An 18,203-nucleotide genomic window follows, 5' to 3' on the forward strand; every position below is an offset into this window, starting at 1 on the left:
CGGAGATCCGGGGGCGAGGATATCCCCGGGAGGAGACCGCCGCGTGCCAGTCGAACAGCCGGAACCGCTGGCATTCAGGGCCTGGCTTCGATCCGAGGCCCTGGCCGCCGGGTTCGCCCGGGCGGGGTTCGCCGCCTGCGGCCCCTTCCGGGACGAGGAAGGGCATCTCCACGCCTGGTTCCAGGAAGACCGGGGTGCCCTGCTTCCCTACCTGGACCCGGCCACGCTCCTGGACCCGATGGCCCTCTGGCCCCAGGCCCGCACGGCCCTGGTGGGCTTCTTCCCCTATGCCCGGCCCAACGCCGTCCCCGGCGCGGCTCCCGGCAGCCTCAGGCTCAGCCGCTACCTCTGGGGCCCCGACTACCACATGATCCTCAAGCCCCGCCTGGCTCGGCTGCTGGAAGCGGCCCAATCCCGCTGGCCGGGCCTGGAGGGCCGGGTCTGCGTGGACACGGCCCCCCTGCTGGAGCGCCAGCTGGCGGCCCGGGCGGGCCTGGGTTGGCAGGGGAAGCACACCCTCCTCATCGCGGAGAAGGACGGCTCCTGGGGCTTCCTGGGGGCGCTGCTGCTGTCCGTGGAGCTGCCCCCGGACGAGCCCTTTGGAACCCAGCAATGCGGAACCTGCACCGCCTGCCTGGAGGCCTGCCCCAGCCAGGCTCTCTCGCCCTTCCGCCTGGACCCGGCCCGCTGCCTCACCACCTACACCATCGAGACCGAGACCGAGCCGCCCCCGGACATCGCCGCCGCCCTGGCTTCGAGCCGCTGGGCGGCGGGCTGCGACGCCTGCCAGGAGGTCTGCCCCTGGAACCGGGCCCCGGTCTGGGGCGATCCGGCCCTCTGGGGCGGCCCCAGCCCTCTGCACACCCGCCCGGCGGAGGACCTCCCCCGGGGCGCCGCCCAGTGGCGGAAACTCACCCGGCGGACCGCCCTGAGGCGCGTGAGGGACCGCCACTGGCGGGCGACCCTGGCCAGAATTCTGAACCCGTGAATTTTCATTGGTAATGCTTGGCTTTTTTTCCTATAAACAAACTTCCGGCCGAAGGTGGCCGCCCCGGATTTGAGGAGGCACCTCGGATGCCCATGAAGCACTGGACGGTCCAGGACGCCGCGACCCTGTACGGCGTGAAGGAGTGGGGGAACGGCTACTTCGGCATCAATGCCAAGGGCCATCTGGAGATCACGCCCACCAAGGACGAGTCCCTCAGTTGCGACGTCTACGAGATCGTCCAGCACCTGAAGAAGAAGGGCATCCGCACCCCCGTGAACCTGCGCTTCCCGCAGGTGCTGGACCACCGCGTGGTGGAGGTCAACGAGGCCTTCCGGCGCGCCATCATCGAGTTCGGCTATGAGGGCGGCTACCAGGGCGTCTACCCGGTGAAGACCAACCAGACCAAGGAAGTGGTCGAGGAGATCATCCGCTCGGGCAACAAGTACCACTACGGGCTCGAGGCCGGCTCCAAGCCCGAGCTGATCATCGCCCTCAGCCAGGACCTGCATCCCGAGGCCCTGGTGCTCTGCAACGGCTACAAGGACGAGTCCTTCATCCGCATGGCCCTGCTGGCCCGCAAGGCCGGACGCAAGGTGGTCATCACCGTCGAGAAGATGACCGAGCTGCCCCTGATCCTGAAGGTGGCCAAGGAGCTGAAGGTCGAGCCCCTCATCGGGCTCCGCGCCAAGCTGAACGCCCAGGGCAGCGGCAAGTGGGAGACCAGCGCCGGTGACCATGCGAAGTTCGGGCTGACCACCCGCGAGATCCTCGACGCCATCGAGGTGCTGGAGAAACGCGACCTGCTCGACAGCGTCATTGAGCTGCACTTCCACATCGGCAGCCAGATCACCGACATCCGCAAGATCAAGTCGGCCATGAAGGAGGCCACCCGCATCTACGCCAAGCTGCGGAAGCTGGGCGTGCCCATCCGCTACCTCAACGTGGGCGGCGGCCTGGGCGTGGACTACGACGGCAGCAAGACCACCTTCAGCAGCTCCATGAACTACACCATCAGCGAGTATGCGGCGGACGTGGTCTACACCACCAAGGACATCTGCACCCAGGAGCAGGTGCCCATGCCGGACCTGCTCAGCGAGTCCGGTCGCGCCATCGTGGCCTACCACGAGGTCGTCGTGGTGGACATCATCGGCCTCATCGACACCACGCACACCAAGTACACGGTGACCCTCACCGGCAACGAGCCCCAGATCCTCAAGGAGCTGGCCTACACCCGCGACAACATCTCCGTGAAGAACTTCGCCGAGATGTACCACGACGCCATCACCCAGAAGGACGAGCTGCTCACCCTCTTCAACCTGGGCTACTTGGGCCTGGAGGACCGCAGCAAGGGCGAGACGCTCTTCTGGGAAGTCTGCCGCAAGCTCTCCCGCATCCTCAGCAGCAAGAGCCTGAAGTACGTGCCCGAGGAGTTCCAGGACCTGAACAAGAGCCTGGCGGACAAGCTCATCGCCAACTTCAGCATCTTCCAGACCATGCCGGACCACTGGGCCATCGAGCAGCTCTTCCCGGTGATGCCCATCCACCGTCTGAAGGAGAAGCCCGGCCTGTCGGCCACCCTCTGCGACATCACCTGCGACAGCGACGGGAAGATGGAGAAGTTCATCGACCTGAAGGACGTGCGCGACGAGCTCCCCTTCCACGAGCCCCGCGGTGGCGAGTCCTACTACGTGGCCTTCTTCCTGACCGGGGCCTACCAGGACATCCTGGGCATGAGGCACAACCTCTTCGGCGCCCCGAACGAAGCCCACATCGTGGTGCACGAGGACGACACCTTCAAGGTGCAGCACCTCGTCAAGGGCGACACGGTGGACCATGTGCTCCGCAGTGTCCACTACGATCCCGACGTGCTGATCCAGGGGCCCCAGACCAAGCGGAGGGCCAGCGCCAAGAGCGATGCCGCCGAAGCCCTGCGGGCGCTGCTCACCGAAGAGCGGAACCTGCACACGTATCTGGAAATTTAGCGGTCGGCTATCGGCTCTCAGTAGGGGGTTCGGTCGGGCTTCTGCATCCAGGCGTGGAAGACGGGCAGGGCCTCCTCGCGGAGCAGCTGGAAGGCGGGCAGGCTGCGCGCGTCGAGAGGGAGGGCCAGCTCGCGGTAGAGCCAGTCGTCGTCGAACTGGATGGCCGCTGCGTCGGCCCTGTCGTTGGCGTACCAGACGCGGTCCAGGCGGGCCCAGTAGATGGCCGCCAGGCACATGGGGCAGGGCTCGCAGCTCGTGTAGATCTCGCACCCCCGCAGCTGGTGGGTGCCCAGGCGCCCGCAGGCCTGCCGGATGGCCACCACCTCCGCATGGGCGGTGGGGTCATGGCCCGTCGTGACCTGGTTCCAACCCTCCCCCAGGATCTCGTCGCCCCTCACGATCACCGCGCCGAACGGTCCGCCCTCGCCCGCTTCCATGTGAATGCGGGACAAGTCGATCGCGCGTCGCATGAATCGCAGGGCACTCCCGTCTATCCTCATCGGCTTCCCCAGAGATGGCTCCGTCCCATGTTCACCGCGTTCAAAGATCCCAGCGCGGTTCAGGCCGCTGCTTCCAGAGCCAGATGATGTAGTCCACGTTCTTCGCCCCGGCGCCCAGGGCCTTGAGGCGGGCCATGTTCTGGGCGCGGTGGTGCTGAGAGTGCAGGCAGACCTGGGCCAGCGCCTCTCCGACGGAGACCAGGCAGGGCGGATCCGGGAACCACGGCACCCGCACGACGCGGGCCAGAGAGGCCTCATCGAGGCCCCGACCCAGCGCCCGGAAGGCCTCGTGGGCCGAACGGCACCGGCGCAGCAGGTCCGGGAAGGCACCCACGGCCGGCTCCTCCGATGGCGGCGTTCCGCCTTTGAGGATGTCCAGGAAGGCCTCCTGGACATCCACCTGATGGCTGGTCCTGGTCCGCAGCTCGGGATCCTCCGTGAGACCCGATTTGCCCCAGGCATGGAAGAACATCGCATCCGCCCAGGCCTGGTGGCCAAGCAGATCTCTCAGTAGGCCGGTCATGGGCACCCCCCGGGCACTGGCCGATCATAGCGGAAGCACCCTACCCCAGGTCACCGCTCCGCCCGGATCCCAATCGTCGGAGAATGGGGACCAGACCATCACCATTCCAACGGGGGAGCGACATGGACATCCAGCGCATCGGCATTGTCGGCTGTGGACTCATGGGTTCGGGCATCGCCCAGTGCGCGGCCGAGACAGGCTGCGAGGTCTGGGTGAAGGAGGTGGACGAGTCCCTGCTGGCCAAGGGCCTGACGCGGATCCAGGACACCTGGGGCCGCGCCGTGGCCAAGGGGAAGATCACCGAGGACCAGAGCACCACCTTCGCCCGCCGACTCCACGGCACCCTCACCTTCGCCGCGCTGGCCGCCTGCGACCTGGTGGTGGAGGCCGTGCCGGAGCGCATGGACCTCAAGCTCGAGACCTTCGCCGCGCTGGACAAGGTCATGGAGCCGAACGCCATTCTCTGCACCAACACCTCCAGCCTCACGGTCGCCCACCTCAGCCCGGTGCTGGCGCCGGGCCGCCTGCCCAACCTGGCGGGCCTGCACTTCTTCAATCCGGTCCCCGCCATGCCGCTGGTGGAGATCGTCCGCACCCTGGCCACGGACGGCAACACGCTGGCCGCCCTGAAGGGCTTCGTCCAGCGGCTCGGCAAGACCGCCGTGCTGGCGCCGGACGCCCCGGGCTTCGTGGTGAACCGCCTCCTGGTGCCCTATCTGCTGGATGCCATCCGCTGCGCCGAGCAGAGGCTCGCCACCGTCGACGACATCGACACGGGCATGAAGCTGGGCTGCGGCCATCCCATGGGCCCTCTGCACCTCAGCGATTTCATCGGCCTCGACACCATGCAGAGCGTGGCCGAGGTGCTGTTCGAGGCCTTCGGGGAGCCCCGGTTCAAGGCGCCTTCGGTGCTGCGCCAGCTGGTGGCCGCCGGTCGCCTGGGCCGGAAGTCCGGCGCGGGCTTCTACCGCTGGGAAGGCGAGAAGCGCCTGGAAGCGCTCCCGCTCTGAACCACCTGGGGTACCCTGGCCCGGATGCTGGATCTCCTGCTCATCCCCGCCGCCATCCTGCTGGGCTTCGCCCTGCGTGCCGTCCAGCGGGGGGACCACCGGCTCCATGGGCACCTCATGGCAGCCACCGTGACCGTGGTGCTGCTCCGGGTGGTCCTGCACCCCCGGGCCCTGGCCCTCCGCCACATCCTTCTGTGGCTGGCCCTACTGGCTGTGGCCGGGACCACCCTGCTCCTGGGCCGGGCGGCCCTGGCCTGGCGCGAAGGCCGCAGCACCCGGGCCGCCATCCCGCGGATCCACCGCGCGGCCGGGGCCCTCACCCTGATCCTTGCGCTCTTCACACTGGCGGCCTGGTTCCTCCAGAACCGGTAGGAAACCGGACTCACCTGTTCTCACCAGGGATATCACCAGCGGTCCCGGACGGTCTTGCCCGCCTGGGCGTGCCGCAGGGCCTTGAGGCCGATGTCGCGGCGGACCTGCATGCCGGGCCAGTGGACCTGCGGCAGGGCCGCCTCGATGGCGGCGCGGGCCGCGGCCAGATCCGGCGCGGACGTGGCCAGGTTCAGGACGCGCCCCCCGTGGGTGAGCCACTGCCCCGCCTCCTTGCGCGTGCCTGCGTGGATCACCGTGACGCCGGGCGCTCCGAGGGAGATGGGCACCCCCTTCTTGGCGCCCTCCGGATAGCCCTCCGCCGCCAGCACCACGGTGATGGCGGTATGGGCCTTCAGCTTCAGCTCACGCGAAGCCAGCCGTCCCTCGGCCACCTCCAGCAGCAGGGCCGCCAGGTCTTCGTCCAGCAGCTGCATGAGCACCTGGGTCTCCGGGTCGCCGAACCGGACGTTGTACTCCAGCAGCCGGGGGCCTGCAGCCGTCCACATGACGCCCAGGAACAGCACGCCCCGACCTGAGAGGCCATCCTTCTGGAGGCCGCGCACGGTGGGCTCCACCAGTTCGACCCGCATCCGCTCGACATCCTCGGATCGCAGAAAGGGGATGGGCCCGAAGGCGCCCATGCCGCCGGTGTTGGGGCCGTGGTCGCCTTCGAAGATGCGCTTGTGGTCCTGGCAGGCGGGCAGCATGGCGTAGGCCGCGTGGCTCGCGTCCACGTCCACCAGCACGTGCAGGGAGAGCTCCATGCCGTGCAGGGGTTCTTCGAAGACCACGGTGCGGCTGGCGTCCCCGAACTGGCCCTCGAGGAAGGCCCGGAAAGTCTCCAGGGCCTCGGCCTCGCTCTGGGCCAGCACCACGCCCTTCCCCGCCGCCAGGCCGTCGGCCTTGAGGACGATGGGATAGCCGTAGGACCAGCCCCGGATCAGGGCGACGCCCTCGGCGAGGTCGGTCAGGGTCTCGCTGGCTGCGCAGGGAATGCCATGGCGCTGCATGAAAGCCTTGGCGAAGGCCTTGCTGCCCTCCAGGCGGGCCGTGGCGGCGTCGTGGCCGAACACGGGGATGCCCAGGGAGCGCACCAGATCGGCCACCCCGGCCACCAGGGGCAGCTCGGGACCGACCACCACCAGGTCCGGCCGGTTCGCGGAACACCATGCCGCCACGGCGGCCGGTGAGGCCAGGTCAAGCGCCACACAGGTCCCCAGTTCCGCCAGTGCATCGCTGCCCGGCGCGGAGACCAATTCCACCGGGGTGGCCGAAGCCTTGAGCTTCAGCGCCAGCGCGTGTTCCCGTCCGCCCGAGCCGAGGATCAGGATTTTCATGGGTGCCTCCGAACCCCAAGTATCGCCCGGAGCAGGGCCGGACCCACCCCCGGAAAGAAGCCCCTCACCCCCATCTGGGCCTGTTCGTCCCAGATCCATGGCCTGAGCTGAGACGGCCGCTCATGTTTGGCGGCGTTCACCCCGCCCGTCGGACACCGTTCGGGCTCCCTTCCACCCGTCGCGGGGATCCGTCCCCGACCGCCTTTCTTCCGGAGGCATCATGAACCGCATTTCCGCATCCCTCGTGGTGGCCGCGGCGGCCCTCGTCGGCTTGGCCCTCCAGGCCGAGGACTTCCGCCCGCTGATGAAGACCACCCAGACCACCTGGCCTGCCAAGCAGCACATTGGCGTGATCTGCGACTACCCGGCCAGTCAGGAGGCCGTGCTGGCCCTGGCCCGGGCGGCCGGCGAAGGCGCCTTCATCACCGTGGTGGACGCGCGCAGTTGGGACAAGGCCGTCCCCGCCGCCCATCTCATCGCCAACCACCATGCGGACTACCTGGTGCTGCTGCCCGGGGACCGGATGTTCCGGGATGGTTCCATCGGCGCCACCCAGGCCATCTCCCAGCTCGGGAGGCGGGGCGTACCCGCCATCGCGACCACCCCCGTGGCCCTGAAGCAGGGGGCCGTGTTCAGCGTGGGTGACGGCACGAACGGCGAGCTGCTCGTGACGGACCGCCTCATCGGGATCGTGGACGTCATCCTGCCCAGCCGCGCCATGACCGAAAAGGGCGCACTGGTGCTCCGCGAGGCGGGCATGGCCACCGTCTCGGTCCTCGCCCCGGAGTGACCCGCTCCCCGCGCAGAAAGGCCCGGCCCGGCGCCGGGCCTTCCTGCGTCAGAGCCACTCGCCGAACTGGTCCCGGTAGGTCCGGCTGAGGGTCAGGCGGGTGCCGTCGCGCATGATCACCAGGTGGTCCCCTCCACTCCAGGGCTGGAACTCCCGGATGCAGTCGAGGTTCACGATGGCGGAACGGTGGATCCGCCGGAACCGGGCTGGATCGAGCCTTGCGAGGAGACCCGCCATGGTCTGCCGGACCAGGTGCGAGGTGCCTTCGACATGAAGGCGGACGTAGTTGTCCTCCGCCTCGATCCACTGCACGGCGTCCGTCCTCACCAGAACGTGGCGGTCCCCCTGCCGGACCAGGAGGCGATCTGCCCAGGGCCGATCCCGGCGCAGGCCGGCCATGAGAGCCTCCAAATCCTGCCCCTTCTCACGGGTGGATGACCGGCACCAGCGCCGCGCACGCTCCAGGGCATGGTGGAACCGCTCCGGCGAGAAGGGCTTCAGGAGGTAGTCCACGGCATGGACCTCGAAGGCCCGGAGGGCGTGCTGATCGTAGGCCGTGATGAAGAGGGTGGGCGGCATGCGATCCGCGCCCATGGCCTCCACCACCCCGAAGCCATCCAGCTCGGGCATCTGGATGTCCATGAACACCAGGTCCGGGACCAGCTCCTCGATGGCCTTCACCGCCTCCAGGCCGTTGGCGCATTCCCCGACCACTTCGATGTCCGTGGACCGGCGGAGCAGATGGCGGATGCGCTGCCGGGCCAGCGTCTCGTCATCCACCACCAGGGCCCGGAGATTCATGACACGCCCCCGACGGCATCCCCGAGGGGCAGCCGGAGCGCCACCAGGGTGCCTCGGCCGGGCACACCGAGGATGTCCAGGTGATACAGCCCCTTGTAGATCAATCCCAGGCGGGCCCGGACGTTGCTCAGGCCCACCCCTTCCCGGCCCGGCCGGTAGCCCGTACCGTCATCCCGGACTTCCAGCACGAGGCATTCGGAATCCCGCGAAGCCCGCAGCCCGAGCGTGCCGCCCTGCTGGCGGTCCGAAAGGCCGTGCTTGAGGGCGTTCTCCACCAGGGGCTGGAGGATGAAGCTGGGCACCCGCAGGTTCTGCAACACGGAGGGCGCATCCACTTCCACCCGCAGGCGGCCCTGGAAACGGACCTGCTCGATGGAGAGATAGGCCTGGATGAAGGCCAGTTCCTTCCACAGCGGCACCATCTGGTCCGGTGTCGCCTCCAGGGTCATCCGGAGGAAGTCCCCCAAGCGGCTGATCATATCGTCCGCCCCATCAGGGTTCGTATGGACCAGGGCGGAAATGGAGTTGAGCGTGTTGAAGAGGAAGTGGGGCTGGAGCTGCATGCACAGGGCCTGGTTCCGGGCCTCGGCGAACCGGGCCTCCAGTCTGGCGGCCTCGATCTCGCGAATCTGGTACTTCCGGTAGATCCTCAACCCGTGAAAGGCCGCCACCACCGCCCACATGAAGAGCAGGTTCGTGTGGAAGTAGGCCCGGTAGAACCGGGGCAGCCCCTTCCGGACTGTCGCGAGATCCAGGTGCCTCCCGCCTCCTTCCACGACCAGGGAGATCAGGTAGGCCAGGAACAACCCGAGGGTGGCCGCCAGGACGCTGGCCAGCAGGTGCAGGCCCCAGGTGCGCCATTGGCTCCACGCGAAGGACTCGATGGGCTTCCGGTCCGCCAGCCGGATGAGGAGGAGACCCAGCAGTCCCCAGGCCCCGTTCTGGAGGAGGTTCATCCCCAGCAGCCGCAGGACCGGCGCGGCCGGATACATGGCCATGTCCCAGGTGGCCATGTAGAGGCCCATCAGGCCCCAGATGCTCCAGTACCAGCGCCACTTGCCGAGCGTGGGTTCCATGGTCCAAGACTAGGAACGCGAAGCAGTTTCCGCCAGGAAAGGTGGGGTGAGCCGAGGCATATCAGGGGCGAGACCAACCCGAGGGCCCCGCTCGGTCAAGAATTCGTGCCGGAATTCTCCATTGGGAGTAGCATGTGCGCGCCGGGAGGTCCCCATGGCCACGATCACCCTGAACGGCACCGCCACCCATACCTGCGGCGAGCTGCCCGCAGTCGGTTCCCCCACCCCTGTGTTCGCCCTCACCCGCACGGACCTTCGCGACACCACGAGTGTGGATCTGGAGGGAAAGCGCGTCCTGCTGAGCATCTTCCCCAGCCTGGACACGCCGACCTGTGCGGAGAGCGTGCGCAAGTTCAATACCCTGACGCAGGATCTGAGCGATACGGTGCTGCTGTGCGTCTCCATGGACCTGCCCTTCGCGCAGGACCTCTTCTGCGGCTCCCGTGGGCTGGAACGGGCGCAACCGATGTCCGCCTTCCGCCACCCCGAATTCGGGGCGCAGTTCGGGGTCACCCTCATCGACGGGCCCATGCGCGGCCTCCTGGCCCGGGCCGTGGTGGCGCTGGACGAGAACGGCACCATCATCCATACGGAGCTGGTGCCGGAGCTCACGAAGGAACCCGACTACGATCTGGCCGTCCACGCCATCCGGAGCCACCACCATCCCTGTCCGGAGGATGCGCTGGAGACTTCGGAATAGGCGCAGCGCCGACCTGAAAAAGACCTCCGCGAAGGGCACGAATGCGCCCTGCGGGCGCAGGAAGGGCACGAAGCGAGGCCGGTCGGCCCTTCTACGTGCCCTTGTTTCTGCTTTCGCGCCTTTGACGGAATCCTTGCCGGATCAGGCTCTGGCCATCAGCCGCGCCCGGGTGTAGGGGATCAACCCGCCGGCATCCATGATGCCCTTGCGGGCGGCGGGGAGCTTCACCTGGTCGTAGATCTTGCCTGTGGTCTTGTTCACCACCTGGTCCGCCGTGATCTCCAGGTCGTCGCCCTCACAGGCCTCGAGGGTGGGACAGATCACCACCTGGAGGCCCAGGTTGATGCTGTTCTGGAGGAAGATGCGGGCGATGCTCTTCGCCACGACGGCCACATCGTGGCCCTTCAGGGTGGAGCAGGCCTGCTCGCGGCTGGAGCCGCAGCCGAAGTTCTCGCCGCCCACGATGATGGAGCCCGGCGGGAAGGCCTTGGCCTTGAGCTGCGCGTTGAACTCCGTGCGGTCGAAGAAGGCGAACTGGGGGGTTTCCGTCGGCAGCACCGTGGCCATGAAGCGGCCGGGGTAGATGTCGTCGGTGCTGATGTCATTGCCGAGCGCGATGATGACCTTGGACATGGCCGGCTCCTTTCTACTTGCGGGGATCGGTGATGACGCCGGTGATGGCGGAGGCGGCGGCCACGGCGGGGCTGCAGAGGTAGACTTCGCCCGTGGGGTTGCCCATGCGGCCCTTGAAGTTCCGGTTGGTGGTGCTGAGGGCCACCTCGTGGTCGCCCAGAGCGCCTTCATGCACGCCCAGGCAGGGACCGCAGCCGGAGTTCATCACCACGGCACCCGCTTTCATGAGGTCGTGGACGATGCCCCGGTCCAGGGCCTTCGCGAAGATCTTGCTGGAGGCGGGGAACACCAGCATGCGGGTGCCTTCGGCCACTTTCTTGCCGCGCAGGATGGCGGCGGCGGCCTCCAGGTCGTCCAGGCGGCCATTGGTGCAGCTGCCGATGACGATCTGCTGGACCCTGGTGCCCGCGACCTGCTCCACGGGCTTCACGTTGTCCACCATGTGGGGGCAGGCGATCTGCGGGGCCAGGGCGGACACATCGATCTCCACCACCTGGCAGTAGTCGGCGTCCGCATCCGGGGTCACGCAGGGAATGGCCTCCGTGACGCCGGCCTCCTCCCGGAGGTAGCGCAGGGTCTCCTCGTCGCCGGGGACGATGCCGGAGGTGGCGCCCGCCTCGACGCTCATGTTGCAGATGGCGATGCGGCCGCTGGTGCTCATCTTTCGGATGGTCTCGCCGTGAAACTCGAGCACCTTGTAGTTGGCGCCCTGGGCCGTGAGCTTCCCGATGAGGTGGAGGATGAGGTCCTTGGGCCCCACCATGGGCGGGAACTCGCCCTTCACCACCACCTTGATGGTGGCCGGCACCTCGATGTTGACCGCGACCCCCAGGCTCCAGACCGAGGCCATCTCCGTGGCGCCGATGCCGAAGCTGAAGGCGCCCAGAGCCCCGTGGCTGGTGGTGTGGGAGTCGGTGCCCACCACCACGTAGCCCGGCCGAACATAGCCGTACTCCGGCAGGATCTGGTGGCAGATGCCGCCCACGTCGCCGCGCACGTCGTGGAACTTGGCGATGCCGTGGGCCGCTACGAACTCGCGGATCTTCTTCTGGTTCGTCGCGGTCTTGGGGGACTCCGCCGGCACACGGTGGTCGAAGATGATGGCGATCCGCGAGGGGTCCCACACCTTCGGCGCCAGGCCCGTGCCTTCGAACACCTCCTTGTGCTGGTTGATCACCAGCGCCGCGTTCTCGTGGGACATGGCGAGGTCCACCTTGGGCTCGACCACATCCCCCACCTTCACCGTGGCCTGGCCGGCGGCGCGGGCCAGGATCTTCTCGACAACGGTCATGCCCATGGGACCCTCCTCAGATCACACCCTTGGATTTCAGTTCGGCCAGCTCGGTCTCGCCCAATCCCAGGGCGCCGTAGATCTCCGCGTTGTGCTCGCCCAGTGCCGGGGGCGGCGCGTCCACGGACCCGGGGGTCTTCTCGAACAGCGCCGTGAGGCCGAAGACCTCGATCTCACCGATATTTTTCGCCTGCACCTTCTGGAGCACGCCGCGATGCGCAATCTGCGGCTGCCTCAGGGCCTCCTCCAGCCCCAGGATCTCGCCGCTGGGGACATCCTTCGCGTTCAGTTCCCTTACCCAGAAAGCGGTCGGTTTCTGGGCCAGCCGGGCCTCCAAAAGGGGAGTCAACTCCCGGCGGTTCTTCTTGCGGGTGTCCCGCTCCTGGAACCGGGGATCCGTCTTCAGCTCGGGGACCTCCAGCACGTCGCAGACAGCCTCCCACTGCTCCTGCTTGTTGGCGGCGATGTTGATGTGGCCGTCCTGGGTGCGGAAGGTGCCGCTGGGCGCGGCGGTGAAGTTGTCGTTGCCCATGAGCACCGGCTGCTCGCCGCCGATGAGGAGGTTCGCCGCCACCCAGCCCATGAGGGGCATGATGCTGTCCAGCAGGGCAATGTCGATGGACTGCCCCTGCCCCGTGCGTTCCCGGTGGAAGAGGGCCGCCATGACGGCGAAGGCCGCGTTCAAGCCGCCCACCGTGTCGCAGACGGGAAAGCCCGTGCGCAGGGGGCTCAGCCGCTCGTCGCCGTTGACCGCCATCTCGCCCGAGAGGCCCTGGATGATCTGGTCGTAGGCGGGCTTCAGGGCGTCCGGCCCGGTCTGGCCGAAACCGGAGATGGCGCAGTAGATGAGCCGCGGATTGATCTCAGCGAGCGCCTTGTAGCCGATGCCCAGCCGATCCATGACGCCCGGCCGGAAGTTCTCCACCACCACGTCCGCGTCCTTCACCAGCCTCCGGAACAGCTCCTTGCCCTCGGGGCTCTTGGTGTTCAGGGTGATGGACTTCTTGTTGCAGTTCTGGGCCAGGAAGCTGGTGCCCATGAGCTTCTTGTTCAGTTCTGGCACGATGCCCAGCTTGCGGGCCAGGTCGCCGTCCTTGGGGTTCTCCACCTTGATGACCTCCGCGCCGAGCAGGGCCATGTGGAGCGTGGTGAAGGGCCCGGACAGGACGTTCGTGAGGTCCAGGACCTTGATGCCTTCGAGGATCTTCCGGGTCATGCCATCACCTTCGCTGCGATGGGGCCGGTCTTGTAGACGCAGCCGGGGAGTTCGCGGCCGAGGTGCCTGGCCACATCCCGGCTGACGCCGACGAGGGCCGCCAAGTCGATGTCAGTGCGCCGACCCGTGCGCTGGAGGCCGTGCACGAGATCCTCCGTGGCCACGTTGCCCGCCGCCACCTTGGTGAAGGGGCAGCCGCCCAGCCCGCCGAAGCTGGTCTCGATGGCCCTGGCGCCGGCCTCCATGGCAGCGTAGACGCTGGCCATCCCCAGGCCGTAGGTGTTGTGGATGTGGGCCGTGACTTCCGCAGTCGGATCGAGTTCCAGCACCTTCCGCACGTAGCGCCGGACCTGGTCCGGGTGCGAGTGGCCCGCCGTGTCCGCGAGGCTGATGGCGGTAAGCCCGGCCTCCAGGTAGGCGGCCACGATTCCCAGCACACGTTCCTCGGAGATGGGGCCCTCGAAGCCGCAGCCGAAGGCGCTCTGGACGCTCACCTGGACCTTCCGTCCGGCCTGCTTCGCCGCCAGAGCCGTGGCGATGATGCGGCGCTGGGCCTCGTCCGTGCCCATGCCGGTGTTCTTCCGGCTGTGGGTCTCCGAGGCGGAGACGCCCAGGCAGATGAGCGGAACGCCCACATCGAGCGCCCGCTCCAGCCCTTTCTCGTTGAGCACCAGGCCGGACAGCAGGGCCCGGTGGGTCTCCTGGGCGAGGGTGCGGAACAGGTCGTCCGTGTCCGCCATCTGGGGCACCTTGTCGCCCCGCACGAAGGAGCCCACCTGGACGATGTCCACCCCGGAATCCGCAACGCGACGAATCCAGTCGAGCTTCAGCTCCGTGGGCACCACCGCCGCTTCGACCTGGAGGCCGTCGCGGGGGCCGACTTCATGGATGAGGATGCGATCCATGGCGACCTCAGAGCTTCCGCGCAATGGCCTCGCCCATGTCGAGGGTCGAGGCGCTGCCGCCCATGTCGTAGGTGCGGACCTGGCCCTCGGCGATGACGGCGGCCACGGCCTTCTCGAGGCGGGCGCCCTTCTCCGTCTCGCCCAGCCAGTCCAGCATCATCTTGGCGGCCAGGATGGTGGCGATGGGGTTCACCTTGTACTGGCCGGCGTACTTCGGCGCGCTGCCGTGGCTGGGCTCGAAGACGGCCAGCTTCTCGCCGATGTTGCCGGAGCAGCCGAAGCCAAGGCCGCCCACCATCTGGGCCGCCAGGTCGCTGATGATGTCGCCGAAGAGGTTGGTGGCCACCATCACGCCGTAGTTCTTGGGATTCTTCAGCATCCACATGGTGATGGCGTCCACGTTGGCGTCGTCCATCTGGATTCCGGGGTATTCCTTGGCGATGCGCTTGCCGGTCTCCAGGAACATGCCCTCGGTGGCGCGCACGACGTTGGCCTTGTGGATGACCGTGACCTTGGGATAGTTGAACGTCTTGGCGTACTCGAAGGCGGCGCGGATGATGCGGTCGCAGCCCTTCTTCGTGTTCACCTTGCAGGTAATGGCGAATTCGTCGCCCGGCAGGTCCGCGAAGTGGCCGAAGGGCTTGCTCAGCGCCTTGAGGGTCTGCTTCAGCTCGTCAGGCACAGGGCTGAACTCCACGCCGGAGTAGAGGTCCTCGGTGTTCTCGCGGAACACCACCATGTCGATGCCGTCCTGGTAGTTCAGGGGGTTGCCCGGATAGGCCTTGCAGGGGCGAAGGCAGGTGTAGAGGTCGAACATCTGGCGCATGCGGACGATGGGGCTGCGGTACACCAGCCCCTTGCCCTTCAGCTCAGGCACCAGCTCAGCCTCGGCATCCTTCACGGGCTTGGAGGTGATGGCACCGAACATGGCGGCGTGGCTCTGCTTCAGCAGATCGATGGTGCGCTGGGGGAAGGACTCGCCCTCCTTGCACCAGAACTCCCAGCCGATGTCCCCATGGGTGTACTTGGCGTCGAACTTCAGCGCGTCGAGGCAGATCTTCGCGGCCTCCATCACTTCCACGCCCACGCCGTCGCCGGGCAACCACGCGATGTTGAACTGGCTCATGATCAGGCTCCTTCGCAGGGGTCTGCGGTTGGGCCCAATCATGACCTCCCCGTTAAGTTCGAGCCCGGGCGGCCATCACAAATCCTGTCGAAAACGTGCGTTTCGGCTCTCCGGACCTACAGATCGTCAAAAACTACTTGGCGGCCAGCCAGCTGTCGCCGGTCCGGACCTCCGCCGCCAGCTTCACGCCCAGGGGGCCCAGGTCGTCCGCCCCCTCCATGGCTTCCTTCAGAAGGGCCGAGGCCCGCGCCACCTCCTCGGGCGGCGCCTCCAGGAGCAGCTCGTCGTGGACCTGGAGCAGCAGGCGCGCCCGAAGGTCCGAGGCCTTCAGGCTTCGGTGCAGACGCACCATGGCTCGGCGCATGAGGTCGGCAGCGGTGCCCTGGACGATGGTGTTCACGGCCTCGCGCAGGCCCTGGGCCTGGAACTGCTTGTTGGGGCTCTCCAGCTCGGGAATGCGCCGGATGCGGCCCCAGTGGGTGCGCACCAGGCCCTCCGCCAGGGCGCGCTCCTTGGCATGCTCGATCCAGGCCGCCACCTTCGGCATCCGCTCGAAGTATCGCTCGATGAAGGCCTTGGCCTCCTTCTGGCTCACCCCGATGTTGGCGGCGAGGGCGAAGGCCCCCTGGCCGTAGAGCAAGCCGAAGTTCACGGCCTTGGAGGCGCTGCGCTGCTCCGAGGTGACCTGGTCCATGGGCACGCCGAAGACCTCTGATGCCGTGCGGCGGTGGATGTCCTCGCCGGCCGCGAAGGCTCCCAGCAGCACCGGATCCTCGGCCAGGGCCGCCACCACGCGCAGCTCGATCTGGCTGTAGTCGGCGTCCAGCAGCACCCAGCCGGGCTCGGGCACGAAGGCGCCCCGGATGAGCCGCCCCTCCTCCGTGCGGACGGGGATGTTCTGGAGGTTGGGATCGCTGGAAGCCAGCCGCCCCGACGCCACCGCCGCTTGGTGCAGGCGGGTGTGCACCCGGCCCGTGACGGGGTTCACCATCTGGGGCAGGGCCTCCACGTAGGTGCCCAGCAGCTTCACCATCTGGCGATGGCGCAGCAGCTCGCTCGCGATCTCGGCGCCCTGCTTCTCCGCCAGCTCCTGGAGCACGTCCTCGTCCGTGCTGGGGGCCTTGGTCTTGCCGGTGAACTTCACGGGCTTGAAGCCCAGCTTGCCGAAGAGGATGCCGCCCAGCTGGGTGGGGCTGTTGAGGTTGAAGGGCTCGCCGGCGAGTTCGAGGACTCGGGCTTGCGCGCGTTCGCGCTCGCCGCGCATGCGCGCGGCGAGCAGGGAAAGGACGTCAAGATCAAGGCGGACACCATGGCCTTCGAGGGCGGCCAGGACGTCCACCAGGGGGAGGTCCACCTCATCGTAGAGCCGCTTCAGCTGGCCGTCCGTAAGCCGCTCCCGGAGCTTGCCGCAGAGCTGGAGGGCCAGGTCCGCGTCCTCGGCGGCGTACTGCACGGCCTGCTCGAACACAGCCTCGTCGAAGCGCTTCTGGGCCTTGCCCTTTCCCACCACCTCCTCGAAGGCGATGGGCTTCACGTCCAGGTGGCGCACGGAGAGGTCGTCCAGGTTGTGGCGGACGCCGCTGTCGAGGAGGAAGCTCAGCACCATGCTGTCGTCGGCCAGGCCGGACACGGGCAGGCCATGCCGCGCGAGCACCTGGAGGTCGTACTTCAGGTTCTGGCCGCACTTGCCCACGGCGGGATCCGCGAACAGCGGGGAGAGGACACGCCGGGCCTGCGCGAAGGGCACGTTCCGGGAGTCGAGGTGGGGTGCCAGCTCCCCGAAGAAGGCTTCCGGATCGCCCCGCAGATCCAGCAGCGCGTCGGGCAGGCCGGAATCCGGAAGCAGGCCCGGAAGCGCCCCCTCTGTGTCCACCGTGGCCGGCTTGAGGTGGGCGAGGGGCACGTAGAGGCCCTCGTTCGCGGTCCAGGCCAGGCTGAGGCCCACGATGTGGCCCCGTGTGGGATCGAGGCTGGTCGTCTCGGTGTCAAGCCCGAAGCGGCCCGCGGCTCGGCAGGCGGCCACGGCGGCTTCCAGGTCCGCCACCGTGGCCGCGGCGCGGTAGGTCCGAACGCTACCCGCCGCCTGGGCGCTCTGCGTGAACTCCTTGGTGAGGGTCTGGAAGCCGAGGGCCTTGAAGGTCTCCCGGGCCCTGGCCTCGTCCACGCCGGAATAGGTGAGATCTTTCGGGTGCAGGGGCAGGTCGAGGTCGGTCACCACGGTGACCAGGCGCTTGGTGAGGTCCAGCCACTCGGCAGCGGCATCCAGCCCCTCCCGTTGCTTGGGCTTGAGGTCGGCCTTGGCGGCGATGACGCCGTCCAGGCTGCCGTGCTTTTCCAGCAGCTGGGCCGCGCCCTTCTCACCGATGCCCGGCACACCTTTCACGTTGTCCGAGGCGTCTCCCACCAGGCTGAGGAAGTCCACCACCTGCTCGGGCCACACGCCCATGCGGGCCTTCACGCCCTCGCGGTCGTGCCAGATCTCGCCGTCCTTGGTGTTGAGCACCTGGATCTTCAAGCCGTCGTCCACCAGCTGGAGCAGGTCCTTGTCCGGGCTCACGATGACCGCCGGAAGGCCGTGGGCGGCGGATTCCCTCGCCAGGGTGCCCATGACGTCGTCGGCCTCGTAGCCCGTCAGCTCCACGATGGGGATGGAGAGGGCCTCCACCAGCTGGCGGATCATGGGGATCTGGGGCCGAAGGTCCTCGGGCATTTCCGCCCGGTTGGCCTTGTATTCGGGGTAGATTTCGTGCCGGAACGTGGGCCCCGGCATGTCGAACACGCAGGCGATGTGCGTGGGCTTGTGCTTCTCCAGCAGCTGGAGTACCAGCCTCGTAAAGGTGTACGCGGCGCCGTTCTTCAGCCGCGGATTGGCGAAGTACGCGCGGAAAATGAAGGCGAAGGTGTCGATCAGGTAAAGGCGGTCTTCGGACATGCCCCCAGTCTGGCAGGACTC

At 67.8% G+C, this 18,203-nt stretch carries 17 protein-coding genes; 6 read left to right on the forward strand and 11 right to left on the reverse strand.

The features are described from left to right. Positions 1-43 precede the first annotated feature (43 nt). Together queG and speA are read left to right on the forward strand one after the other, a co-directional pair. A complete protein-coding gene (gene queG / locus ML539_RS06945; protein WP_243321968.1) occupies positions 44-988 on the forward strand; it encodes a tRNA epoxyqueuosine(34) reductase QueG in 945 nt (314 codons plus the stop codon). A 92-nt stretch (positions 989-1,080) separates the two neighbouring features. Further along, positions 1,081-2,970: a biosynthetic arginine decarboxylase gene (gene speA / locus ML539_RS06950; protein ID WP_243321970.1), complete on the forward strand. Its 1,890-nt coding sequence runs from the start codon at positions 1,081-1,083 to the stop codon at positions 2,968-2,970. 17 nt (positions 2,971-2,987) lie between these two features. Here the strand turns inward: speA and ML539_RS06955 are convergent, their stop codons facing one another. Next, the gene (locus ML539_RS06955) at positions 2,988-3,440 is read right to left on the reverse strand and encodes a nucleoside deaminase (protein WP_243321976.1); all 453 of its coding nucleotides are present in this window, start codon (positions 3,438-3,440) and stop codon (positions 2,988-2,990) included. A gap of 70 nt (positions 3,441-3,510) precedes the next feature. Beyond that, positions 3,511-3,993, reverse strand: a complete 483-nt coding sequence (locus tag ML539_RS06960; protein WP_243321977.1) for a DinB family protein — start codon at positions 3,991-3,993, stop codon at positions 3,511-3,513. 122 nt (positions 3,994-4,115) lie between these two features. Here ML539_RS06960 and ML539_RS06965 point away from each other — a divergent pair, with 122 nt between their 5' ends. Both ML539_RS06965 and ML539_RS06970 read left to right on the forward strand, forming a co-directional pair. Beyond that, the gene (locus ML539_RS06965) at positions 4,116-5,003 is read left to right on the forward strand and encodes a 3-hydroxybutyryl-CoA dehydrogenase (protein WP_243321978.1); all 888 of its coding nucleotides are present in this window, start codon (positions 4,116-4,118) and stop codon (positions 5,001-5,003) included. Between the two features lie 24 nt (positions 5,004-5,027). Continuing rightward, positions 5,028-5,375: a hypothetical protein gene (locus ML539_RS06970; protein WP_243321979.1), complete on the forward strand. Its 348-nt coding sequence runs from the start codon at positions 5,028-5,030 to the stop codon at positions 5,373-5,375. 32 nt (positions 5,376-5,407) lie between these two features. Here the strand turns inward: ML539_RS06970 and purD are convergent, their stop codons facing one another. Then, positions 5,408-6,712, reverse strand: coding sequence for a phosphoribosylamine--glycine ligase (purD, locus tag ML539_RS06975; RefSeq protein ID WP_243321980.1), 1,305 nt, complete (start codon positions 6,710-6,712; stop codon positions 5,408-5,410). A 220-nt stretch (positions 6,713-6,932) separates the two neighbouring features. Between purD and ML539_RS06980 the strand changes: the two genes are divergently transcribed. After that, a complete protein-coding gene (locus ML539_RS06980; protein ID WP_243321981.1) occupies positions 6,933-7,502 on the forward strand; it encodes a hypothetical protein in 570 nt (189 codons plus the stop codon). Positions 7,503-7,550: 48 nt separating this feature from the next. On the opposite strand, the gene ML539_RS06985 is transcribed toward ML539_RS06980, so the two are convergent. Both ML539_RS06985 and ML539_RS06990 read right to left on the reverse strand, forming a co-directional pair. Continuing rightward, entirely contained in the window at positions 7,551-8,303 is a 753-nt protein-coding gene (locus ML539_RS06985) for a LytTR family DNA-binding domain-containing protein (RefSeq protein ID WP_243321982.1), read from the reverse strand. Then, positions 8,300-9,379, reverse strand: coding sequence for a histidine kinase (locus tag ML539_RS06990; protein WP_243321983.1), 1,080 nt, complete (start codon positions 9,377-9,379; stop codon positions 8,300-8,302). Before ML539_RS06990 ends, ML539_RS06985 begins: the two co-directional genes overlap by 4 nt. Positions 9,380-9,533: 154 nt before the next feature. Between ML539_RS06990 and tpx the strand changes: the two genes are divergently transcribed. Beyond that, on the forward strand, positions 9,534-10,079 hold the full coding sequence (gene tpx, locus ML539_RS06995) for a thiol peroxidase (protein ID WP_243321984.1): 546 nt from the start codon (positions 9,534-9,536) through the stop codon (positions 10,077-10,079). A 141-nt stretch (positions 10,080-10,220) separates the two neighbouring features. Here the strand turns inward: tpx and ML539_RS07000 are convergent, their stop codons facing one another. From ML539_RS07000 to polA, 6 genes are all read right to left on the reverse strand, one after another. Then, complete coding sequence (locus tag ML539_RS07000) at positions 10,221-10,712, reverse strand: 3-isopropylmalate dehydratase (protein ID WP_243321985.1); 492 nt, start codon at positions 10,710-10,712, stop codon at positions 10,221-10,223. 13 nt (positions 10,713-10,725) lie between these two features. Continuing rightward, complete coding sequence (locus tag ML539_RS07005) at positions 10,726-12,009, reverse strand: 3-isopropylmalate dehydratase large subunit (RefSeq protein ID WP_243321986.1); 1,284 nt, start codon at positions 12,007-12,009, stop codon at positions 10,726-10,728. A 10-nt stretch (positions 12,010-12,019) separates the two neighbouring features. Further along, positions 12,020-13,219 (reverse strand): CoA transferase, encoded by a 1,200-nt coding sequence (locus ML539_RS07010; RefSeq protein ID WP_243321987.1) that lies wholly within the window; start codon positions 13,217-13,219, stop codon positions 12,020-12,022. Next, positions 13,216-14,124, reverse strand: coding sequence for a hydroxymethylglutaryl-CoA lyase (locus tag ML539_RS07015; protein WP_243321988.1), 909 nt, complete (start codon positions 14,122-14,124; stop codon positions 13,216-13,218). The genes ML539_RS07010 and ML539_RS07015 overlap by 4 nt, the downstream gene beginning before the upstream one ends. A gap of 7 nt (positions 14,125-14,131) precedes the next feature. After that, positions 14,132-15,250 carry an isocitrate/isopropylmalate dehydrogenase family protein gene (locus tag ML539_RS07020; RefSeq protein ID WP_243321989.1) on the reverse strand — a complete coding sequence of 373 codons (1,119 nt, stop codon included), beginning with the start codon at positions 15,248-15,250 and terminating at the stop codon, positions 14,132-14,134. A gap of 133 nt (positions 15,251-15,383) precedes the next feature. Continuing rightward, positions 15,384-18,182: a DNA polymerase I gene (gene polA, locus ML539_RS07025; protein WP_243321990.1), complete on the reverse strand. Its 2,799-nt coding sequence runs from the start codon at positions 18,180-18,182 to the stop codon at positions 15,384-15,386. Positions 18,183-18,203 lie beyond the last annotated feature (21 nt).

The organism is Geothrix sp. SG200 (assembly GCF_022808935.1).
Lineage (GTDB): Bacteria > Acidobacteriota > Holophagae > Holophagales > Holophagaceae > Geothrix > Geothrix alkalitolerans.

What these genes read in the sequence shown, in the direction of transcription:
- speA (WP_243321970.1), top strand. Translation starts at nt 1,081, where the DNA reads ATGAAGCACTGGACGGTCCAGGACGCCGCGACCCTGTACGGCGTGAAG.
- ML539_RS06955 (WP_243321976.1), bottom strand. Translation starts at nt 3,440, where the DNA reads ATGCGACGCGCGATCGACTTGTCCCGCATTCACATGGAAGCGGGCGAG.
- ML539_RS06960 (WP_243321977.1), bottom strand. Translation starts at nt 3,993, where the DNA reads ATGACCGGCCTACTGAGAGATCTGCTTGGCCACCAGGCCTGGGCGGAT.
- ML539_RS06965 (WP_243321978.1), top strand. Translation starts at nt 4,116, where the DNA reads ATGGACATCCAGCGCATCGGCATTGTCGGCTGTGGACTCATGGGTTCG.
- ML539_RS06970 (WP_243321979.1), top strand. Translation starts at nt 5,028, where the DNA reads ATGCTGGATCTCCTGCTCATCCCCGCCGCCATCCTGCTGGGCTTCGCC.
- purD (WP_243321980.1), bottom strand. Translation starts at nt 6,712, where the DNA reads ATGAAAATCCTGATCCTCGGCTCGGGCGGACGGGAACACGCGCTGGCG.
- ML539_RS06980 (WP_243321981.1), top strand. Translation starts at nt 6,933, where the DNA reads ATGAACCGCATTTCCGCATCCCTCGTGGTGGCCGCGGCGGCCCTCGTC.
- ML539_RS06985 (WP_243321982.1), bottom strand. Translation starts at nt 8,303, where the DNA reads ATGAATCTCCGGGCCCTGGTGGTGGATGACGAGACGCTGGCCCGGCAG.
- ML539_RS06990 (WP_243321983.1), bottom strand. Translation starts at nt 9,379, where the DNA reads ATGGAACCCACGCTCGGCAAGTGGCGCTGGTACTGGAGCATCTGGGGC.
- tpx (WP_243321984.1), top strand. Translation starts at nt 9,534, where the DNA reads ATGGCCACGATCACCCTGAACGGCACCGCCACCCATACCTGCGGCGAG.
- ML539_RS07000 (WP_243321985.1), bottom strand. Translation starts at nt 10,712, where the DNA reads ATGTCCAAGGTCATCATCGCGCTCGGCAATGACATCAGCACCGACGAC.
- ML539_RS07005 (WP_243321986.1), bottom strand. Translation starts at nt 12,009, where the DNA reads ATGGGCATGACCGTTGTCGAGAAGATCCTGGCCCGCGCCGCCGGCCAG.
- ML539_RS07010 (WP_243321987.1), bottom strand. Translation starts at nt 13,219, where the DNA reads ATGACCCGGAAGATCCTCGAAGGCATCAAGGTCCTGGACCTCACGAAC.
- ML539_RS07015 (WP_243321988.1), bottom strand. Translation starts at nt 14,124, where the DNA reads ATGGATCGCATCCTCATCCATGAAGTCGGCCCCCGCGACGGCCTCCAG.
- ML539_RS07020 (WP_243321989.1), bottom strand. Translation starts at nt 15,250, where the DNA reads ATGAGCCAGTTCAACATCGCGTGGTTGCCCGGCGACGGCGTGGGCGTG.
- polA (WP_243321990.1), bottom strand. Translation starts at nt 18,182, where the DNA reads ATGTCCGAAGACCGCCTTTACCTGATCGACACCTTCGCCTTCATTTTC.